17 protein-coding genes, 1 tRNA gene and 1 rRNA gene are annotated in these 17,168 nt (G+C 54.2%); 9 read left to right on the forward strand and 10 right to left on the reverse strand.

Features of this window, described 5'->3' with window-relative positions; all coding sequences use genetic code 11:
* Positions 1-203 (reverse strand): 16S ribosomal RNA (locus tag C7386_RS11390); the annotation flags it as partial.
* A 592-nt stretch (positions 204-795) separates the two neighbouring features.
* On the opposite strand from C7386_RS11390, the gene metA reads away from it, so the two are divergent.
* Positions 796-1,710 (forward strand): homoserine O-acetyltransferase MetA, encoded by a 915-nt coding sequence (metA, locus tag C7386_RS11395; protein ID WP_110436075.1) that lies wholly within the window; start codon positions 796-798, stop codon positions 1,708-1,710.
* Between the two features lie 75 nt (positions 1,711-1,785).
* On the opposite strand, the gene C7386_RS11400 is transcribed toward metA, so the two are convergent.
* From C7386_RS11400 to C7386_RS11420, 5 genes are all read right to left on the reverse strand, one after another.
* The gene (locus tag C7386_RS11400; RefSeq protein WP_110436074.1) at positions 1,786-2,442 is read right to left on the reverse strand and encodes a redox-sensing transcriptional repressor Rex; all 657 of its coding nucleotides are present in this window, start codon (positions 2,440-2,442) and stop codon (positions 1,786-1,788) included.
* Positions 2,443-2,480: 38 nt separating this feature from the next.
* The gene (locus C7386_RS11405; RefSeq protein ID WP_110436073.1) at positions 2,481-3,638 is read right to left on the reverse strand and encodes an isocitrate/isopropylmalate family dehydrogenase; all 1,158 of its coding nucleotides are present in this window, start codon (positions 3,636-3,638) and stop codon (positions 2,481-2,483) included.
* A 106-nt stretch (positions 3,639-3,744) separates the two neighbouring features.
* Positions 3,745-5,667, reverse strand: coding sequence for an aconitate hydratase (locus tag C7386_RS11410; protein WP_110436072.1), 1,923 nt, complete (start codon positions 5,665-5,667; stop codon positions 3,745-3,747).
* Positions 5,668-5,987: 320 nt separating this feature from the next.
* Entirely contained in the window at positions 5,988-6,833 is an 846-nt protein-coding gene (locus tag C7386_RS11415; protein WP_116705578.1) for a type III pantothenate kinase, read from the reverse strand.
* Between the two features lie 26 nt (positions 6,834-6,859).
* Positions 6,860-7,366 carry a metallophosphoesterase family protein gene (locus C7386_RS11420; protein WP_116705579.1) on the reverse strand — a complete coding sequence of 169 codons (507 nt, stop codon included), beginning with the start codon at positions 7,364-7,366 and terminating at the stop codon, positions 6,860-6,862.
* 172 nt (positions 7,367-7,538) lie between these two features.
* On the opposite strand from C7386_RS11420, the gene C7386_RS11425 reads away from it, so the two are divergent.
* From C7386_RS11425 to C7386_RS11435, 3 genes are read left to right on the forward strand one after another with little or no spacing between them, the layout of a single operon-like run.
* On the forward strand, positions 7,539-7,805 hold the full coding sequence (locus tag C7386_RS11425; RefSeq protein WP_116705580.1) for a hypothetical protein: 267 nt from the start codon (positions 7,539-7,541) through the stop codon (positions 7,803-7,805).
* Positions 7,806-7,817: 12 nt separating this feature from the next.
* On the forward strand, positions 7,818-8,183 hold the full coding sequence (locus tag C7386_RS11430) for a hypothetical protein (protein ID WP_110436068.1): 366 nt from the start codon (positions 7,818-7,820) through the stop codon (positions 8,181-8,183).
* 13 nt (positions 8,184-8,196) lie between these two features.
* Positions 8,197-8,436, forward strand: a complete 240-nt coding sequence (locus tag C7386_RS11435; RefSeq protein WP_116705581.1) for a hypothetical protein — start codon at positions 8,197-8,199, stop codon at positions 8,434-8,436.
* Between the two features lie 168 nt (positions 8,437-8,604).
* Here the strand turns inward: C7386_RS11435 and C7386_RS11440 are convergent, their stop codons facing one another.
* Positions 8,605-9,102 carry a GreA/GreB family elongation factor gene (locus C7386_RS11440; protein ID WP_116705582.1) on the reverse strand — a complete coding sequence of 166 codons (498 nt, stop codon included), beginning with the start codon at positions 9,100-9,102 and terminating at the stop codon, positions 8,605-8,607.
* Between the two features lie 305 nt (positions 9,103-9,407).
* On the opposite strand from C7386_RS11440, the gene C7386_RS11445 reads away from it, so the two are divergent.
* The 3 genes from C7386_RS11445 to C7386_RS11450 all read left to right on the forward strand — a co-directional run bounded on the left by C7386_RS11445 (position 9,408) and on the right by C7386_RS11450 (position 11,582).
* Positions 9,408-11,051 (forward strand): SulP family inorganic anion transporter, encoded by a 1,644-nt coding sequence (locus tag C7386_RS11445; protein ID WP_110436065.1) that lies wholly within the window; start codon positions 9,408-9,410, stop codon positions 11,049-11,051.
* Between the two features lie 200 nt (positions 11,052-11,251).
* A complete protein-coding gene (locus C7386_RS13830; protein WP_256372251.1) occupies positions 11,252-11,374 on the forward strand; it encodes a hypothetical protein in 123 nt (40 codons plus the stop codon).
* 134 nt (positions 11,375-11,508) lie between these two features.
* Positions 11,509-11,582, forward strand: a tRNA-Gly gene (locus C7386_RS11450).
* A 153-nt stretch (positions 11,583-11,735) separates the two neighbouring features.
* Here C7386_RS11450 and C7386_RS11455 read toward each other — a convergent pair.
* Positions 11,736-12,368 carry an inorganic diphosphatase gene (locus C7386_RS11455; RefSeq protein WP_110437185.1) on the reverse strand — a complete coding sequence of 211 codons (633 nt, stop codon included), beginning with the start codon at positions 12,366-12,368 and terminating at the stop codon, positions 11,736-11,738.
* A gap of 190 nt (positions 12,369-12,558) precedes the next feature.
* Between C7386_RS11455 and ppk1 the strand changes: the two genes are divergently transcribed.
* Positions 12,559-14,688 carry a polyphosphate kinase 1 gene (gene ppk1 / locus C7386_RS11460; RefSeq protein WP_110436064.1) on the forward strand — a complete coding sequence of 710 codons (2,130 nt, stop codon included), beginning with the start codon at positions 12,559-12,561 and terminating at the stop codon, positions 14,686-14,688.
* Between the two features lie 339 nt (positions 14,689-15,027).
* Here ppk1 and C7386_RS11465 read toward each other — a convergent pair whose 3' ends face one another.
* On the reverse strand, positions 15,028-15,549 hold the full coding sequence (locus tag C7386_RS11465; protein ID WP_110436063.1) for a CarD family transcriptional regulator: 522 nt from the start codon (positions 15,547-15,549) through the stop codon (positions 15,028-15,030).
* A 158-nt stretch (positions 15,550-15,707) separates the two neighbouring features.
* Here C7386_RS11465 and C7386_RS13520 point away from each other — a divergent pair, with 158 nt between their 5' ends.
* Complete coding sequence (locus tag C7386_RS13520; protein WP_165815544.1) at positions 15,708-16,022, forward strand: hypothetical protein; 315 nt, start codon at positions 15,708-15,710, stop codon at positions 16,020-16,022.
* On the opposite strand, the gene C7386_RS11470 is transcribed toward C7386_RS13520, so the two are convergent.
* Positions 16,019-17,032 (reverse strand): ABC transporter substrate-binding protein, encoded by a 1,014-nt coding sequence (locus C7386_RS11470; RefSeq protein ID WP_110436062.1) that lies wholly within the window; start codon positions 17,030-17,032, stop codon positions 16,019-16,021. The genes C7386_RS13520 and C7386_RS11470 overlap by 4 nt on opposite strands.
* Positions 17,033-17,168: the final 136 nt, after the last annotated feature.

Below are 17,168 nucleotides of genomic sequence, written 5' to 3' on the forward strand. Positions count from 1 at the left end.
ATTTGATGCTTTATGCGGTATTAGCAGCCGTTTCCGACTGTTATCCCCCTCTTAAAGGCAGATTGCTCACGCGTTACTCACCCGTCCGCCACTAAGTCGAGAATTCCAATCCCGAAGGATTTTCCAAAACGACTCCGTTCGACTTGCATGTGTTAGGCACGCCGCCAGCGTTCATCCTGAGCCAGGATCAAACTCTCTAAAAATTGTATTAAAAGAACCGAAGTTCATTTAATCGACTTTAGAGTCTGACGTGTCACTTTGTTTTAACTGGAGTTGTGACTTCCAGCGATTTACCAAGAGTAAAAAACTCTCGAAATTTCAGGTTCGCACTACAACCTTGTTCATATCGAACAAAAGTTTAAGCACATCGTTGTTTAATTTACAAGGTACAATCTGCTGTTTTTAAAGAGTTTTCACAACTTTTCGTTGTTCTTAACTGCTCATCAACAGCTTATTTAGTATATCAAAACCAGAAGCGTTTGTCAAGAACTTTTTTCGATTTATTTTTCAATCAATCTTCGTTCATCGACTCGATTCTATTTTGACCGCTGTCGAAACAGCCTATTCAGGATACCAAACTTTTCACCATTTGTCAAGAACTTTTTTCAAATTCTTTTTGGTACGCTGAACCGCTGTTTGAAAACAGCTTATTTAGGATACCATCGTCCCCCCTGTTTTGTCAATAACTATTTTTCATTTTTCTGCATTTTATGCAAACCCTTGAGATACCGCCGTAAATCTGCTATACTGAATATATTATATAAAGATTTGTGAAGAGAAAAAGGAGGTGTCGGCTTGCCTATCAAGATAGCCGACAGTCTACCGGCACGCGCCGTATTGGAGAGCGAAAACATTTTCGTTATGACCGAACACCGTGCCGCGACACAGGACATTCGTCCTCTTCGCATCGGCTTGCTCAACCTGATGCCATTGAAAATCATTACCGAGACCCAGATTCTGCGCTGTTTATCCAACACGCCGATCCAGATCGAGGTCGATCTGATCCAGACCGAAACGTACCATTCCAAAAATACGCCGGAGGATCATCTTCTCACCTTTTACAAGACATTCGACGATATCCGCGACCAGAAGTATGACGGTTTTATCATCACCGGTGCGCCGGTGGAGACCATGCCGTTCGAGGAAGTCGAATACTGGAAGGAACTGACCGAGATTATGGACTGGACTAAAACGCACGTTCATTCCACGCTGCACATCTGTTGGGGAGCGCAGGCCGGTCTGTATTATCACTACGGTATTCCGAAGTACATGCTCCCCGAGAAAATGTCCGGCATTTTCAAGCACCATGTTCTGCGGCCGAAGGAGCCGCTGCTGCGCGGCTTTGATGATATCTTCTGCGCACCGCACTCGCGCCACACCGAGGTGCGTGCCGCCGACATCCGCAAAGACGAGCGTCTGACCATTCTCGCAGAGTCGCATGAAGCCGGTGTGCACATCGTAGAGGCGATGAACGGCCGTCAGATCTTTGTACTCGGCCACGGCGAGTACGACGCCGACACGCTCAAAAAAGAGTATGAGCGTGATCTGGCCAAGGGCATGAACCCGGAGGTGCCGCGTCATTACTTCCGCAACGACGATCCCAACGAGGACGTGCTGGTGACCTGGAAGGCACATGCCAACCTGTTCTACACCAACTGGGTCAACTACTATGTATACCAGACAACACCGTATTATCTGGACAAAATGTAACACAAAAGCCGCTCATCCATTGGATAGCGGCTTTTTCGCACAAAAAGGGAGTATCCAAAGATACTCCCTTTCGTTTTACAGGTTCTGTTCTCTTTTCTCATCCGCTGCGCCGACCAGATGACACAGCGTCATCAGGCTGTCCGACAGGTGCACGTTTTCGACCGGAACGCCCAGTCCCTCCAGATGAAGGTCCTCGCCGGTGAAATTCCACAGGCCGCGGATACCGCGCTCTACCAGACCGCGTGCAATACGCGGAGCATCTCCTCGCGGAATGGTGAGCACTGCCACATCCGGCTTGTTGCACTCGATGAACTCCGCAAGCGTATCCGCGCTGCGCACCTCATGGCCGCCAAAGCGCTGACCGATGAGCTGCGGATTTGCGTCAAACGCACACAGCAACTCAAAGCCGCTGGCAGAAAAGTTAAAGTTATTGAGCAATGCACGACCGAGGTTGCCGGCACCCAGCAGAATCGCCGTGCGGCCGGTCCGCAGACCCATGATCGCACCCAGCTCCTCCTGCAGTTTGTCGATATTATAGCCGTAGCCCTGCTGACCAAAGCCGCCGAAACAGTTAAAGTCCTGACGAATCTGCGAAGCGGTCAGTCCCATGCGCTCTGCCAGTGCTTTGGAGGAGATACGCTGCTCCCCTTCAGCCTTCAGCTCACAAATATTCCGATAATAGCGAGGCAATCGCTGAATTACCGCTTTGGAAACCTCTTGCTTGCGTTCCACAGACTCTCTCCCTCTCTCAAATTCTATTCTCGTGTAAATTACAGCTTAGCGATGGTATCCAGCACATAGTCGGTAAATTCCTGCGCGGTTGCACCGGTATCACGACCGGTAACAACAACCTTGCGCTCCTCTACCATGCAGATATCAAGTGCGCGGTCGAGCTTCTTTGCCAGTTCGATTTCACCGATGTGCTCAAGCAGCATAACGGCTGCACGCAGTACGGAGGACGGATCCGCGTACTTTGCGCGGCCTTCCTGTACCATACGCGGCGCAGAGCCGTGAATTGCCTCGAACATCGCATAGCGCTTGCCGATATTGGCAGAGCCAGCCGTACCAACACCGCCCTGGATCTCAGCGGCCTCGTCGGTGATGATGTCGCCGTACAGGTTCGGCAGTACAACGACCTTAAAGTCGCGGCGGCGCTTGTCGTCGAGCAGCTTTGCGGTCATGATGTCGATGTACCAGTCATCAAACTGTACTTCCGGATACTCCTTGGCTACCTTCTGGCAGGTATCGAGGAACTTGCCGTCGGTGGTTTTGATGATATTCGCCTTGGTGACGCAGGAAACGCGGTTCTTGCCGGTCTTGCGTGCATAGTCGAATGCCAGACGAGCGATACGCTCACAGCCCTGCGAGGTAGCAACGGTGAAGTCGATGAACAGATCGTCATCAATCTGTACGCCCTGAGAGCCGACAGCGTAGCCGCCCTCGGTGTTCTCACGGTAGAACGTCCAGTCGATACCCAGCTCCGGCACCTTTACCGGGCGCACGTTGGCAAACAGGTCGAGACCCTTGCGCATTGCAACGTTTGCGGACTCTACGTTCGGCCACGGATCGCCCTTGCGCGGGGTCGTGGTGGGGCCCTTCAGGATAACGTGGCACTTCTTCAGCTCTTCCATAACGTCAGGCGGGATAGCGCAGCCGAGTTCAGCACGGCGCTCGATGGTCAGGCCGTCGATCACGCGGAACTCCACCTTGCCGGCCTTTACCTTGTCTGCCAGCAGAACCTCCAGCGCGTGCTGTGCCATGCCGGTGATCATCGGGCCGATGCCGTCGCCGCCGCACACGCCGATAATCAGCTTGTCCAGCTTGGAGTAATCAATAAAATCGTCCTGCGCCTTCATATCCATGATACGCTTGCGCTGGCTCTCTACAACTGCCTCAAATTTATCCAGAACAGACTGGTCGATAGACATAGTTTTGTCCTCCTACACCATTGATATTATTTTAACAAAAGAAAATATGGCTGTCAAGTCCGACTGGAGAACCCGCCTGGCTCTCCGGTCGGCATAAGGTCTTGACTTACTTGTTCTGCTGACGTGCATACAGCAGCGTGCCGCCTGCAAGCAGTGCGTGACGCTGGCGCTCGGAAACCTCACAGTCGGCCTTGAAGGTCTTGCCGCCGCAAACAACGGTGACCTGCTCGCCGTTCTTTACTTCCTCGAGCACGTTCGGCAGAGAGATTTCATCCAGCAGATTGATTGCATCGTAGTCCGCCGGATCGGCAAAGGTCAGCGGGATGATACCGGAGTTGACCAGATTTGCCTTGTGAATTCGTGCGAAGGACTTGCACAGTACAGCCTTTACGCCCAGATACAGCGGAACGAGTGCTGCATGCTCACGGGACGAGCCCTGACCGTAGTTTGCGCCGCCGACAATTACGCCGCCGCCCTGCTCCTTGCAGCGGGACGGAAACTCCGGATCGACGTTGATAAAGCAGTAGTTGGAGTAGTACGGCACGTTCGAGCGATACGGCAGCAGCTTTGCGCCGGCCGGCAGGATGTGGTCGGTGGTGATGTTATCCTCGGTCTTGAGAACGACCTTGCCGGTGTAGGATGCCTCGAGCGCCTTGCCCAGCGGGAAGGGCTTGATGTTCGGGCCGCGAACGACCTCGACCTCAGCCGGATTCTCGGCCGGCTTTACGATCATGTTGTCGTTGATAGTGAAATGCTCAGGCATTTCGATCTCCGGCATCTCGCCGAGGGTGCGCGGATCGGTCAGCACACCGGTCAGTGCAGACGCTGCTGCAACCTCCGGAGATACGAGGAAGATCTGTGCATCCTGGGTGCCGGAACGGCCCTCAAAGTTGCGGTTGAAGGTACGCAGCGATACGCCGCCGGACTCCGGCGACTGACCCATGCCGATGCAGGGACCGCAGGCGCACTCCAGGATACGCGCACCGGCCGAAATGATGTCCGCCAGAGCGCCGTTCTGCGCCAGCATGTTGAATACCTGCTTGGAGCCGGGGCTGATGGTCAGAGAAACCTCCGGGCTTACGGTCTTGCCCTTGAGGATGGAGGCAACCTTCATCATGTCGTAGTAAGAGGAGTTGGTGCACGAACCGATGCAGCACTGGTTTACCTTGATCTCGCCGATTTCGGATACCTTCTTGACGTTATCCGGCATGTGCGGCATAGCAGCCAGCGGCTCCAGCGCGGACAGGTCTACGGTGTACTCCTCGTCGTACTCTGCATCCGGGTCGGAGGACAGCGGTACCCATACGTCGCCGCGGCCCTGTGCCTCGAGGAACTTCTTGGTTGCCTCGTCGGACGGGAAGATTGAGGTGGTAGCACCCAGCTCAGCGCCCATATTGGTGATGGTGGCACGCTCCGGTACGGACAGGGTCTTTACGCCCTCGCCTGCGTACTCTACGATCTTGCCGACACCGCCCTTGACGGTCATCTGGCGCAGTACGTCCAGAATAACGTCCTTCGCAGATACCCACGGCGACAGCTTGCCGACGAGGTTGACGCGAACCATCTTCGGCATCGGGATGTAGTACGCGCCGCCGCCCATTGCGACTGCAACGTCCAGACCGCCGGCACCGAACGCCAGCATGCCGATGCCGCCGCCGGTCGGCGTATGGCTGTCCGAGCCGATCAGGGTCTTGCCCGGTGCGCCGAAGCGCTCCAGATGCACCTGATGGCAGATGCCGTTGCCTGCCTTCGAATAGTAGATACCATGCTTCTTAGCGACAGAACCGATATATTTGTGGTCGTCCGCATTCTCGAAGCCGGACTGCAGGGTATTGTGGTCAATGTAAGCGACCGAGCGCTCGGTCTTGACCTGATCGACGCCCATCGCCTCAAACTGGAGATAAGCCATCGTACCGGTGGCATCCTGCGTCAGCGTCTGGTCGATCTTCAGACCGATCTCCTGACCCAGTACCATTTCGCCGTCTACCAAGTGCGCTTTCAAAATCTTCTGCGCGATTGTCATACCCATGTGTGTTTCCTTCGCTCCTTTATGTCCCGACGCGAAAGGCTTTCGCTTTCGCGCCCCATTCTCGTCAGAATGGGTGGTTGCGGCTTCCACAGCCTTCTCCACGGTGTAACCCACACCGTGCCCAAAAACAAAAATAGAAGTGGTGTTCGCATACACGAAACCACTTCTATTTTACAACATTCTATCGGTTTTGCAAAGCACTTTTCACCGCAGTGATTTGAAAAAGTTCAAGCCTTTTTCTGCGTTTTTTCAGCAGAATTACTGTTTTCGGCAGAAAGTCACTTGTGTTTGCCGAAAAAGCGGTTCCACGGCAGCTTAACTTATTTGTTCTCCTGCCATGCACCCTCCTCAGTCACCTCGATGACGCTGTTATTCATATCCAGCTTGCGGTTTTCAAACGCCTCGCGGTTGTTCTCGTAGATGAGACGCAGACCCTCGAGCGTCAGGTTCGGGTCCACATCGTCGATGAGGTCGCAGTATTCCGCCATCATGCGGCCCATGCCGCCGGTAGCGACGACTCTCGCCTTGCCGCCCAGCTCCTTCTGGATATCCGTGATAATGCCGGTCAGCGCGCCGACATAGCCGCGCACCGCACCGGACTGCATGGACTGCACGGTAGTCTTGCCGATGGCGTTCTTCGGGCGCTCAATGTCCACGCGCGGTAGCTTGGAGGCCTTGAGAAACAGCGCTTCCATTGCCACCTTCAGACCCGGGAAAATCGCGCCGCCCTGATACGCGCCGTTCTCGTCGATGGCATCAAAGGTGGTCGCCGTGCCGATATCCACGATGATGAGCGGCTTGCCGTACTTGCGAACCGCAGAAACCGCGTTGACCAGTCGGTCCGCGCCGACCTCGCGCGGGTTGGCATAGCAGTTTTCAATGCCGATATCCGCATCGCGGCCTGCAATGACCGGCTGCACAAACAGATACTTGCGGATGGCGTTGATGAGCGTGTACATCACCGGCGGCACTACGGACGCGATAACGACCGCAGTCGTATCCGCACAGGCGATATCGTGGAAGTGATAATACTGCGCGATCAGCATACCCAGCTCATCCGAGGTGCGCTCAGAATTGGTGGAAATGCGGAACGAGCCGCGCAGCTTGTCTCCGTCATATAAACCGAACACCATGTTGGTGTTGCCTACGTCGATTGCTAAAAGCATAATGTTCTCCTAATTTTCTATTTCTCTTACAGGCTCTCTTTTCGCAGCAGACTGCCGTCCTCATCGACCAGCTCGAGCAGCGTAGCCCGTCCGTTCTCGATGGTCAGCCGTGCATAGCTGGCCGGACCGCCGCGCGGCAGACTGATGCTGCCCGGATTGCATACCCACACGCCGTTCTCCCGCTCGAGCATCATGCGGTGCGTATGCCCGAAAAAGGCAAGCGCGCAGTGCTCCTCGTAAGCCCGCTGGGACACAATGCCGCTCGACAGCATGCCGACACGCTCACGGTGGCCGTGCGTGATATAAATCCGCACGCCGCCCGGTGTCACAACCGCATTCAGCGGCACTTCGGGATCAAAATCGTTGTTGCCCCGCACACGGCAGATCGGCATAGCCGGGAACACACGCTCGATCTCCCGGGCATCCTCGGCGTGATCGCCTAAGTGAATGACCGCATCCGGTTCTTCCCTGTCTACCGCAAAGGCCATTGCCATGTTATAGCCGTGGGAATCTGCAAATATCAGCACTTTCATGTTGTTCCCTCTCTCTGCGCCGCATATATAGCTGTATTTTACACCGAGTATCCCGTGATGTAAAGTAATTTTCTTGCGATCAGCCACAATTTATTCCCCTGTGCACACACTTCTCCTCCCGGCGGCATATACTGTCATGAAACAACTTCTTATGAGAGAGGACGGGACGCGAATGGATCAGAACGAACTGCTCCGCAGACTTGCGGCACAGGCCGGTGGAGATGCAGCACTCGAACGGCTTTCCGGTGCGCTCGGCACCGCAGACGGCAGGCGTGCGGTCGAGCAGCTGTCTGCACAGCATGCCGATGAGCTGGAACAGGCCGCAAAAGCCGCGCAAAGAGGTGACATGCGCAGCGCAGCACAGGCAGCGCAAAAACTCATGCAGACACCCGAGGGTGCGCGGCTTGCCGCTCAGCTGCGGCACATTTTCGGCAAATAAGGAGGCTTTTGCATGGAAAACGATATGCTTTCCTCGCTGCTGAGCGACCCGGAAGCACTGCAGAACGCGATGAAAACCGTGTCCGACCTGCTCGGCGGTCAGCCGTCCGCACAGACAGAGCCGCAGAACGCCTATGACCCTGCTTCCGAAATGATGCAGAAGGCGCTTCCGGTCATCGGCGCGATCGCGCAGAGCGGGCAGAATGCCGTAAAACCGGAAAAACGCGCACTGCTCGGTGCGCTCAAGCCGTTCGTTGCCGAGGAGGTCTCCGGCCAGTTCGACCGTGCACTCCGTCTGGTCAGCATGGCTCGGATGGCGCGCGCGGCACTCGGACAGGTGAACCTCTCTGCAGACGATACCGCGCCGCGAGCCTTATAGGAGGTGCTGACCCATGTATAACCGCTATCTTGCCGCCGCAGAGCAGACCGCACCGGAAACAAGCGAGCCGCCGCAGAGCAGCACCTTTTCCGGTCTCGGACGCACGCTGAATGCGCGTCTGCAGGGTGTCCGGCTGGATATGGATACTATGATCGCCCTGCTCATCGTGTGGTTCCTGCTGATGGACGATGACGGCGTGGTGGACTGGGAACAGTTTCTGCTCACCGCCGCCCTGCTGCTGTTTGGGCTGTGAGTACATGAAAAAAACTGCTGCACCGAAGTTTATGCAGCAGTTTTTATTTATCATGTTAAATAATGAAAAATAGAGAATCGAGGATGGAGAATGAAGGTATCGTGCATAGCACGATTATTTAATCCGTGCCTTCGGTGCGCGCATTCATTTTCCATTCTCCATTTTCAATTACAAAATAGGTCCCAACCCATCATCCTTCTCCTTGGTGATGGACTTGATCACAACGGTATAGCTGTCGCCCTCCTCGGTGGTGACATCCACCTGGTCACCGACCTTTTTGCCGAGCACCGCCTTACCGAGCGGTGCCTTGCAGCTGATTCTGCCGTTCAGCGGATCACACCGCACGGTCGTTACTACCTGAATGGTATCCGTGTCATCATCGTCCTCAAACAGCAGTTCCACCTTATCGAACAGACCGACCTCATCCGCGCCTGCCTTATCCTCAATCACATGCGCGGATTTAATCATGCGCTCCAGATAGCGGATGCGGCTGCGGTTACGGTTCTGCGCCTGCTTGGCGGCTTTGTATTCAAAATTTTCACTCAGGTCGCCGAACGCACGTGTGCGCTTGACCTCCTCGATCAGCTCGGGCATCAGCTCCAGCTTGCGGTGGTCCAGCTCCTTCTGCATCATTTCAATGTCCTGTGCGGTCAGATCGTCATGCATAGCTTTTCATTTCCTTTCATGCTTCCATGCTCATGCCTTAGATTATATGCTGTTTGATGGAATTTTGCAACGCCTGTCCCCCGTCAAATTTCCGCATGGTTAAATTCGCGTGATAACCGCGCAGAATGTTCAACAATTTGCACAATTTTCTATTTTTCCGCCATTTTTATTTGCTGTATCGTTTTCCATATGATATACTGTTGCTATACACCTGTACACCACAAAGCAGGGTGCTGACGTTTTCCGTTGGCCGCCCTGCTTTTTGCTGTGTACGGGAGAATCACGAAAAGGGGAATAAAAACATCATGGGAACTGCATTTTTGCGGCAGCTTCAGCAGGAATTCAAGGGCTACAACGGGCAAAAGCTGGCCAAGGACCTGATGGCTGGTCTGACCGTTGCGGCAGTGGCGCTGCCTCTGGCACTGGCGTTCGGCGTATCGGCCGGTGCGACGGCGGCCTGCGGCCTGGTGACGGCGATTGTTGCCGGTCTTATCATCTCGGCGCTGACCGGCGGCTATTATCAGATTTCCGGTCCGACCGGTGCGATGGCAGCCATTCTCGGCTCGCTGATCGCGACCTACGGCATGCAGGGCATGTTCGTGGCAACCTTTCTCGCCGGTGCGCTGCTCATCCTTGCGGCTGTGCTGCACCTCGGCAACCTGACCGCCTTCGTACCCGCGCCGGTTATCACCGGTTTTACCTCGGGTATTGCGGTCATCATTGCGATGGGTCAGATCGACAACTTCTTCGGCACGCACTCGGAAGGGGCCAGTGCGATTGCGAAGATCATCTCGTATAAGGATCTCGGCTTTCATCCGGATATTGCTACCACGCTGATCGCGCTTTTTGTCGTTCTGCTGATGGTGTTCTTCCCGAAAAAGTGGAACGCGGTCGTACCGGCCTCGCTCATCGGCATTATCATCGCAACTGCGGCAACGATGATTCTGAAGCTCGATATCGCAACCGTCGGCGAGATTCCGAAAACGCTCATGCTGCCGGATCGTCTGTCTCCGGCACAGATTAACTGGAACACAGTTCCTGCTCTGCTGGCACCGGCGTTCTCCATCGCGGTGCTGAACATGCTCGAGAGCCTGCTGTGCGGTGCGTCTGCCGGCCGCGCGACCGGCGTCAAGCTCAACAACGATCAGGAGCTGTTCGCACAGGGCGTCGGCAACATGGTGCTGCCGATGTTCGGCGGCATTCCGGCGACTGCTGCTCTGGCGCGTACCTCGGTAGCAGTTCGCTCGGGTGCGCAGACCCGTCTGACCGGTATCTTCCATGCGGTCGGTCTGCTGATCATGATGTTTCTGCTCGCGCCGGTCATTCAGAATGTGCCGCTGGCCGGTCTGGCAGGCGTGCTGATGGTTACGGCATGGCGCATGAACGAATGGCACGCCATCAAGTACATGTTCAGCCACCGCTTCAAGGGTGCCATGGCGAAGTTTATCGTCACCATGATCTGCACTATCGTATTCGACCTGACGGTTGCGATCGTAGTCGGTGTCGGTCTCGGTCTGATCCTGATGGTTGCCCGTCTGTCCAAGCTGCAGATCAACTACGAGCGTGTTGACATGTCCCGCATCAAGAACAACGACGAGGCGCTGAACGAGCGTTACCGCAACGCAATGGTCGCTTACATCACCGGTCCGCTGATCTTCGCCAACATCGACACCATCGAGCAGCTGACCGAGCGTGTCGGCACCTGTGATACGCTGCTGCTGTCCATGCGCGGCGTGCCGTATATTGATATTTCGGCGGCACAGGCGCTGATGGATATTCTTCGTTCGCTGCACGAAAACGGCGTGGATATCGTACTGTGCGGCCTGCCGAGCAGTGCCATGAATATGATGCACCGCTCCGGTATTTATGATATGGTCGGTGAACAGGGCTTCTACTGGAGCGTGGAGCGTGCTCTGCTGGACCTTCGTCCGTATACCGGCAAAAAGTAACAATACACAAGGCGTATGTTTGAGACATACGCCTTTTCTCTTGTGGATATTATACAAATTCTTTTCATGGTTTTAATGCAATATAACGAAATTGCGTATTGCGTTTTTTCTGAAATGCGCTATAATAATATCGTAATCAGAAAGAACAGAAAAAATGTTAGCAGCACCGTCAGAAGACGGATTAAAGGAGGCTCATTATCATGACTAAGAAGAATTACATCCGCACGCTCGGTATGATCGCTGAATCCATGTTTATGCAGAACCCCGGCTACTCCTGGAGAGGCAGCACGGCTTGCCGCGATTTCTCTAAGACCCGCAAGTAAGATAAACAATAGAAAGACCGCTGTATGATTGTACAGCGGTCTTTTTTGTCAGTTTGGGCGGTGAAAACACCATGGATTCCCCGTCCGGACACTTGACAAAAGTCCGTCAGACCTTTACAATAATACTGTTGTCTGCAGGGTTAGTTCATCGGTAGAACGGTCGCTTCCCAAGCCACAGAGGCGGGTTCGATTCCCGTACCCTGCTCCAAAAAACACAGCCATCCAAATGGATGGCTGTGTTTTTTCATATAACGGGTGCCGCATCAAACGCACGGTTTCGCCCAAAGAGCAAGAGAAGCTCCCCGGAGAGACCCGTGTCACGCCGCTCGTTGATGCGGAAGCTGTCCTCGGCTCTATGTACTTAGCCTTTGCGGATATCCTTAATGAGCTTTTCCTTCTCCTTGGCTTCCTTCTTTTCTTCCTTGAGGCGCTTTTTCTCCGACTCATACTCCTTACTCGGACACTTGCCGCAGTAATGAACCTCATATCGCTCGATACAGTCCTTGAGCACCTTGACCGCTACCGAGCGCGTCAGCGCGTCCGACGTTGCGGTGTACTTGTGCTCCAGACTCTTGTAAATCTCGAAGAAATGCGCGATCTCGTTGCCGTGATGCGGCGGCAGCTGGTCGATATCATGATAATAGTTCCAGTTCGGATCCTCGAACGGAATGGCGATGATCTTATCGTCGATCTCATCATCATCAATCATGCGGATCACGCCGATCGGATAGCAGTCCACCTCGACCATCGGGTCAAGCGTTTCACTGCACAGCACGAGCACATCCAGCGGATCGCCGTCACCCGCATAAGTGCGCGGAATAAAGCCGTAATTGGCCGGATAATGCGTTGAAGTATACAGGATACGATCCAGCCGCAGCAGACCGGTCTGCTTGTCCAGCTCATACTTTTTCTTGCTGCCTGCCGGAATTTCAATGACTGCCGTAAAGCTCTCCGGCGTTACGCGACTCGGATCAATGTCATGCCAGATGTTGATCATATCTGATTTTCTCCCTCTTTCTTCTTATTTTATATCCAGTATAACAGAGCTTTTCATTTCCCGCAAGACCTGCGGACGAAAGAAACTTTTTATACATTTTACATGAAACACATTGTTCCTTTACAAAAGCGCAGTATAATAATAACTATAAAATGACGGCGTATGCCAGCACGAAGGGGGATATGATATGACACAGAAGATTTGGGAGCAAGGCTACACCCAGAACCGTGAGCTTTCGTGGCTGCAGTTCAACGCCCGCGTGCTCGCCGAGGCGGAGGATGAGAACGTACCTCTACTCGAGCGCTTCAAATTTCTCGCAATCTTTACCAGTAATCTGGATGAGTTCTTCATGATCCGCGTCGGCAGCCTGTGCGACATGGCCGCCGTGGACAAGGAGCATACCGACAGCAAATCCGGTCTGACCGCCAAGGAGCAGCTGCATCTGATCTACAAGGCGGTTGAGCCGCTCTATGCACGTCGTGACGCAGCGTTCTCCGATGTGGACAGCAAACTGAGTGCGATCGGTCTGCGCCGACTGACAATGGATTCGCTTGCGCCGGACGAACAGAAATACATCAAGCGGTATTTCAAGGATATCATTGCGCCGGTTCTCTCGCCGCAGATTGTGGACTCGCACCATCCGTTCCCGCACCTTGAGGGCAAGGTGCTGCATATTGCCGCGCTGCTCAGCCACAAAAAGACCGAACGGCTCGGTCTGCTGCCCGTGCCCGCATCGCTGCCGCCGGTTGTGTTCCTGCCGGAGACACCGTCGCGCTATATTCTCACTGAGGATATTCTGCTCGCCTACGCTGACCATGTGTTCGAAATGTACGATGTACTTGAAAAGACCGTGCTCTGCGTTACCCGCAATGCGGATATTCAGGTGGATGATGAGACCTTCGGCGTAGAAGGCGGAGATTTTCGCAAAAAGATGGAAAAGCTGCTGCGGCAGCGCCGCCGCATGGCTGTCGTGCGCGTGGAGATCAACCGTCCCATCAGCGACCACTTCAAAGAGCACTTCCGCAGCCGCTTTGAGGTCAGCGATGCACAGATTTTCCTGTCGCGCACAGCACCGCTCAAGCTCGGGTATGCGTTCTCGCTCGGCGAACACCTGCCGGAAAAAAAGCGTGCGTTTCTCAGCGACGCGCCCTTCACGCCGCAGCAGCCGGCCATGCTGTCTGCCGGTCAGAGTCTGCTCAAGGCCGCTCTGCAGCGGGATATTCTGCTGTCCTATCCGTATGAGAGCATGGAGCCGTTCCTGCAGATGATTCGTGAGGCGGCAAACGACCCGGCTGTACTGGCGATCCGCATCACGATTTACCGGCTGGCAAGCAAGGCAAAGCTGGTCGAATACCTGTGTGCTGCCGCCGAAAACGGCAAGGACGTTACCGCACTCATCGAACTGCGCGCGCGCTTTGACGAGCAGAACAACATCGACTGGTCCGAACGCATGGAAGAAGCCGGCTGCAAAATCATTTACGGCTTTGAGGATTACAAGGTGCACTCCAAAATCTGCCTGATCACCCGCAGAGAACGCGGAGCCGTCCGCCATATTACGCAGGTCGGCACCGGCAACTACAACGAGAAAACCGCCAAGCAGTACACGGACGTGTCGCTCATCACGGCGGATGAACGCATCGGTCAGGACGCAGGCGCGTTCTTCAACAACATGGCGCTCGGCAACCTGTCCGGACACTACAGCCGCCTGTTCGTCGCGCCGACCAGCCTGAAAAACAACATTCTGGCGCTGATGGACGAGCAGATTGCCAAAGGCAAGGACGGCTACATCCTGCTCAAGTTCAATTCGCTGACCGATATCGATGTAATCGCCAAGCTGCGAGAGGCATCCTGCGCAGGCGTCACAGTCGAGATGATCGTGCGCGGCATCTGCTGCCTGCTGCCCGGTGTGCCGGGCCACACCGAGAACATCACAGTGACGAGCATTGTCGGACGTTTTCTTGAGCATTCCCGCATTTATGTGTTCGGCCGCGGTGATGAGGAAAAAATGTATATCTCCTCCGCCGATCTGATGACGCGCAACACCGAACGCCGTGTTGAAATTGCCTGTCCGATTGACGATCCTGCCGTCCGTACCCGCCTGCATGATATTCTCTATGCCATGCAGCACGATACTGTCAAGGCGCGTGTTCTGCAGCCGGATGGCACCTACTGCAAAAAGCCTGCCGTGCAGGACCCCATCTGCGCACAGAATCTGCTTATGCAGCAGGCCATTGAGAACGCCCGCAAGCAGGCCGCACAGCCTGCGCCGCATCCGAGTTTCCTCGAGAAGATCCGAAAATGGTTCTCCGGTTCTTAAGGCAACACCGCACAATTAAAGCGGCGGCTCCTTGTGCAGGCTCCGATCGCACTGCCGCGGCTCCTTGTGCAGGCTCCGGTCGCACTGCCGCGGTGCTTTGCGGAAATTTTGTGTCCTGACTTTGGCTTCGGTTCCTTGCGCGAGTTCCGTCCGCGCTGCCGAAGTTTCGCGGTAATACATCAAGTATTACCGCAAAACTGCGCCTCGTCAGTACGCAAAATTTACTCGCAAATCACTCTTGTTCAATTATGCGGTATTGCCTTAAACAAATGGATTGTCGAAAACTTCGTTTTCCTGACAGACTGAAAAAGAGAGGCTACAAAGCCTCTCTTTTTCCATTTATTCTGCAGTTTTCTTTGCCGTCTTTTTCCCCAGCTTGCCAATCCTCTGATTGATATACGCCGGAACTTCCTTGAGCGGAATACCGAGTGCAACCGAAAGCTCGCTGTTAAGCAGTTCCTCGGCACGTTTGCGGTAGCGCTGATCGACCTGACTGACACGGCGTCCGTGCCGGCGCGACTTGGCGTAAACCGTCTTGATCAGCTGCACAAGCTCCTCGCAGTCGTGGCTCTGCAGCGCCGCCTGATAATGCTCATTCGCCATGCGGACGCTGTGACAAACAAAGTGGTCCTCTTCGATGTCAGGAATAGAGTTGATGAGTTCCTCTGCTTTTTCGCGGGAGATCACCGGACGGGTAAACACCGGCGAATCCGTCGGAATATAGATGGTCTCCGTGCCCGTTACCGGTACCAGAGTATAATACAGCTTATCCTCCTCGGTCTCGAACGGCGGCTTGCCGATTGACTCTACCCGGCACACACTGTTGGTTCCGTACACAATGAACTCTCCTGCCTGATACATCAAGATGCCTCCTCACACATCGCGTTTCATTCTGTTTCCGTCATCCACTTTTTCTGATATAATTATAGCACATTTCCCTGCAAATTGTAAGTTTTATTTGCTCTTTTCCTCATTTTTCGGCAATTTGACGTATATTTTCGCTGTAAAACCGCACGTCCGTGCGCAAAATTTCTCCTGCAGATGAAAAAGCACCGTACATAAAGTACGGTGCTGAGACTGTCGAAAAACTTCGTTTTTCCGACAATCTGTGTTTTGACTTTGCAAAACACGGACGTCCGAAAGTTCCCATGCGGAAACTTTCTCCCTCTGAAAGTATGAAAACCGAGGTACACGCCCCCGGTTTTCATGCATTTGCGCCGCAAATGCTATTTCATGCGCGCTGCCGCGCGGCAGCGGCAGCAGCGCTAAAACGGACTTTATTGACAAATGAAGCACCGTACATAAAGTACGGTGCTTTAAGTTTCAGCTTTTAGCCTTCGATTGCCGTGTAATCATCCGGAACGGTGATGCCCAGCTTCTCGCAGTTAGTCTTGTTGTACATCTTCGTGAAGTTCGGTGCAGGCTGTACTTCCATATCACCCGGGTTTGCGCCCTTGGCGAGAATCTCGTAAGCCATCTCACCGGTCTTCTCGCCCAGCTCGTAGTAATCAATGGACAGGGTAGCTACGCCGCAGCCGTTGCAGATGCCCTGCTCGCCTGCGATAACCGGAACATTTGCCGGGATAACAACGTTTGCAATTGCCTCGGTGCAGGAAGCAGCGGTGTTATCGGTCGGGATATACATAACATCGCTTGCCGCAGCAGCCTTCTGCGTTACGGAAGCAACGTCGTTGGAGTCGGTGAACGCATACTCGGTGCAGGTGTAACCCAGCTTCTCAAGCAGCGGCTTGATGGTATCGATCTGGTACTTGGAGTTCGGCTCAGCGGAGCAGTACAGCAGACCTACGTTCTTGGCATCCGGGAACAGCTCCTTGAGCATGTCGGCCTGACCGTCGAGCGGTGCAAGATCGGTAGTACCGGAGATGTTGGTGCCGGTCTTGCCGGTCCAGTCGGATACGCCGAGTGCGGTGCCGTAGTCGGTTACCGAGGTGCCGAGGATCGGAATATCAGAGGTGCCGGCCTGTGCTGCCTGCAGTGCTGCGGTAGCATTGGCCATGATCAGGTCAACACCTTCGGAAACAAAGCCGTTTACAATCGTGGTGCAGTTTGCGGACTCGCCGGAAGCATTCTGCGGATCAAATTCAACCGAACCGCCGTCAGCCTCGACCAGCTCCTTCAGCTTATCCTGGAAACCCTGCGTAGCCGCATCCAGCGCCTCATGCTGAACCAGCTGAACAATGCCTACCTTATAGCTGCCAGCCGAACCGGAATCGCTGCCGGAGGCTGCCTTGCTGTCATCGCTGCCGGAGCTGCTGCCGCCGCAGGCAGTCATCGTGAGTGCCATGGCGCCAGCCATCAGCGCTGCGAGTAATCTCTTCTTCATGGGAAACCCTTCTTTGTTCAAATTTTACTTTTCACAGAACTTTTGCACTTCTGTTACTTCATCATTTTAGCAGTTAAAAGAGTTCAAGTCAAGTATACCGTTTAAATTTCTTACGATAAGAATTATCTATCCGTCA

Origin of the sequence: Agathobaculum butyriciproducens, assembly GCA_003096535.1 — a bacterium.
Classification (GTDB): domain Bacteria; phylum Bacillota; class Clostridia; order Oscillospirales; family Butyricicoccaceae; genus Agathobaculum; species Agathobaculum butyriciproducens.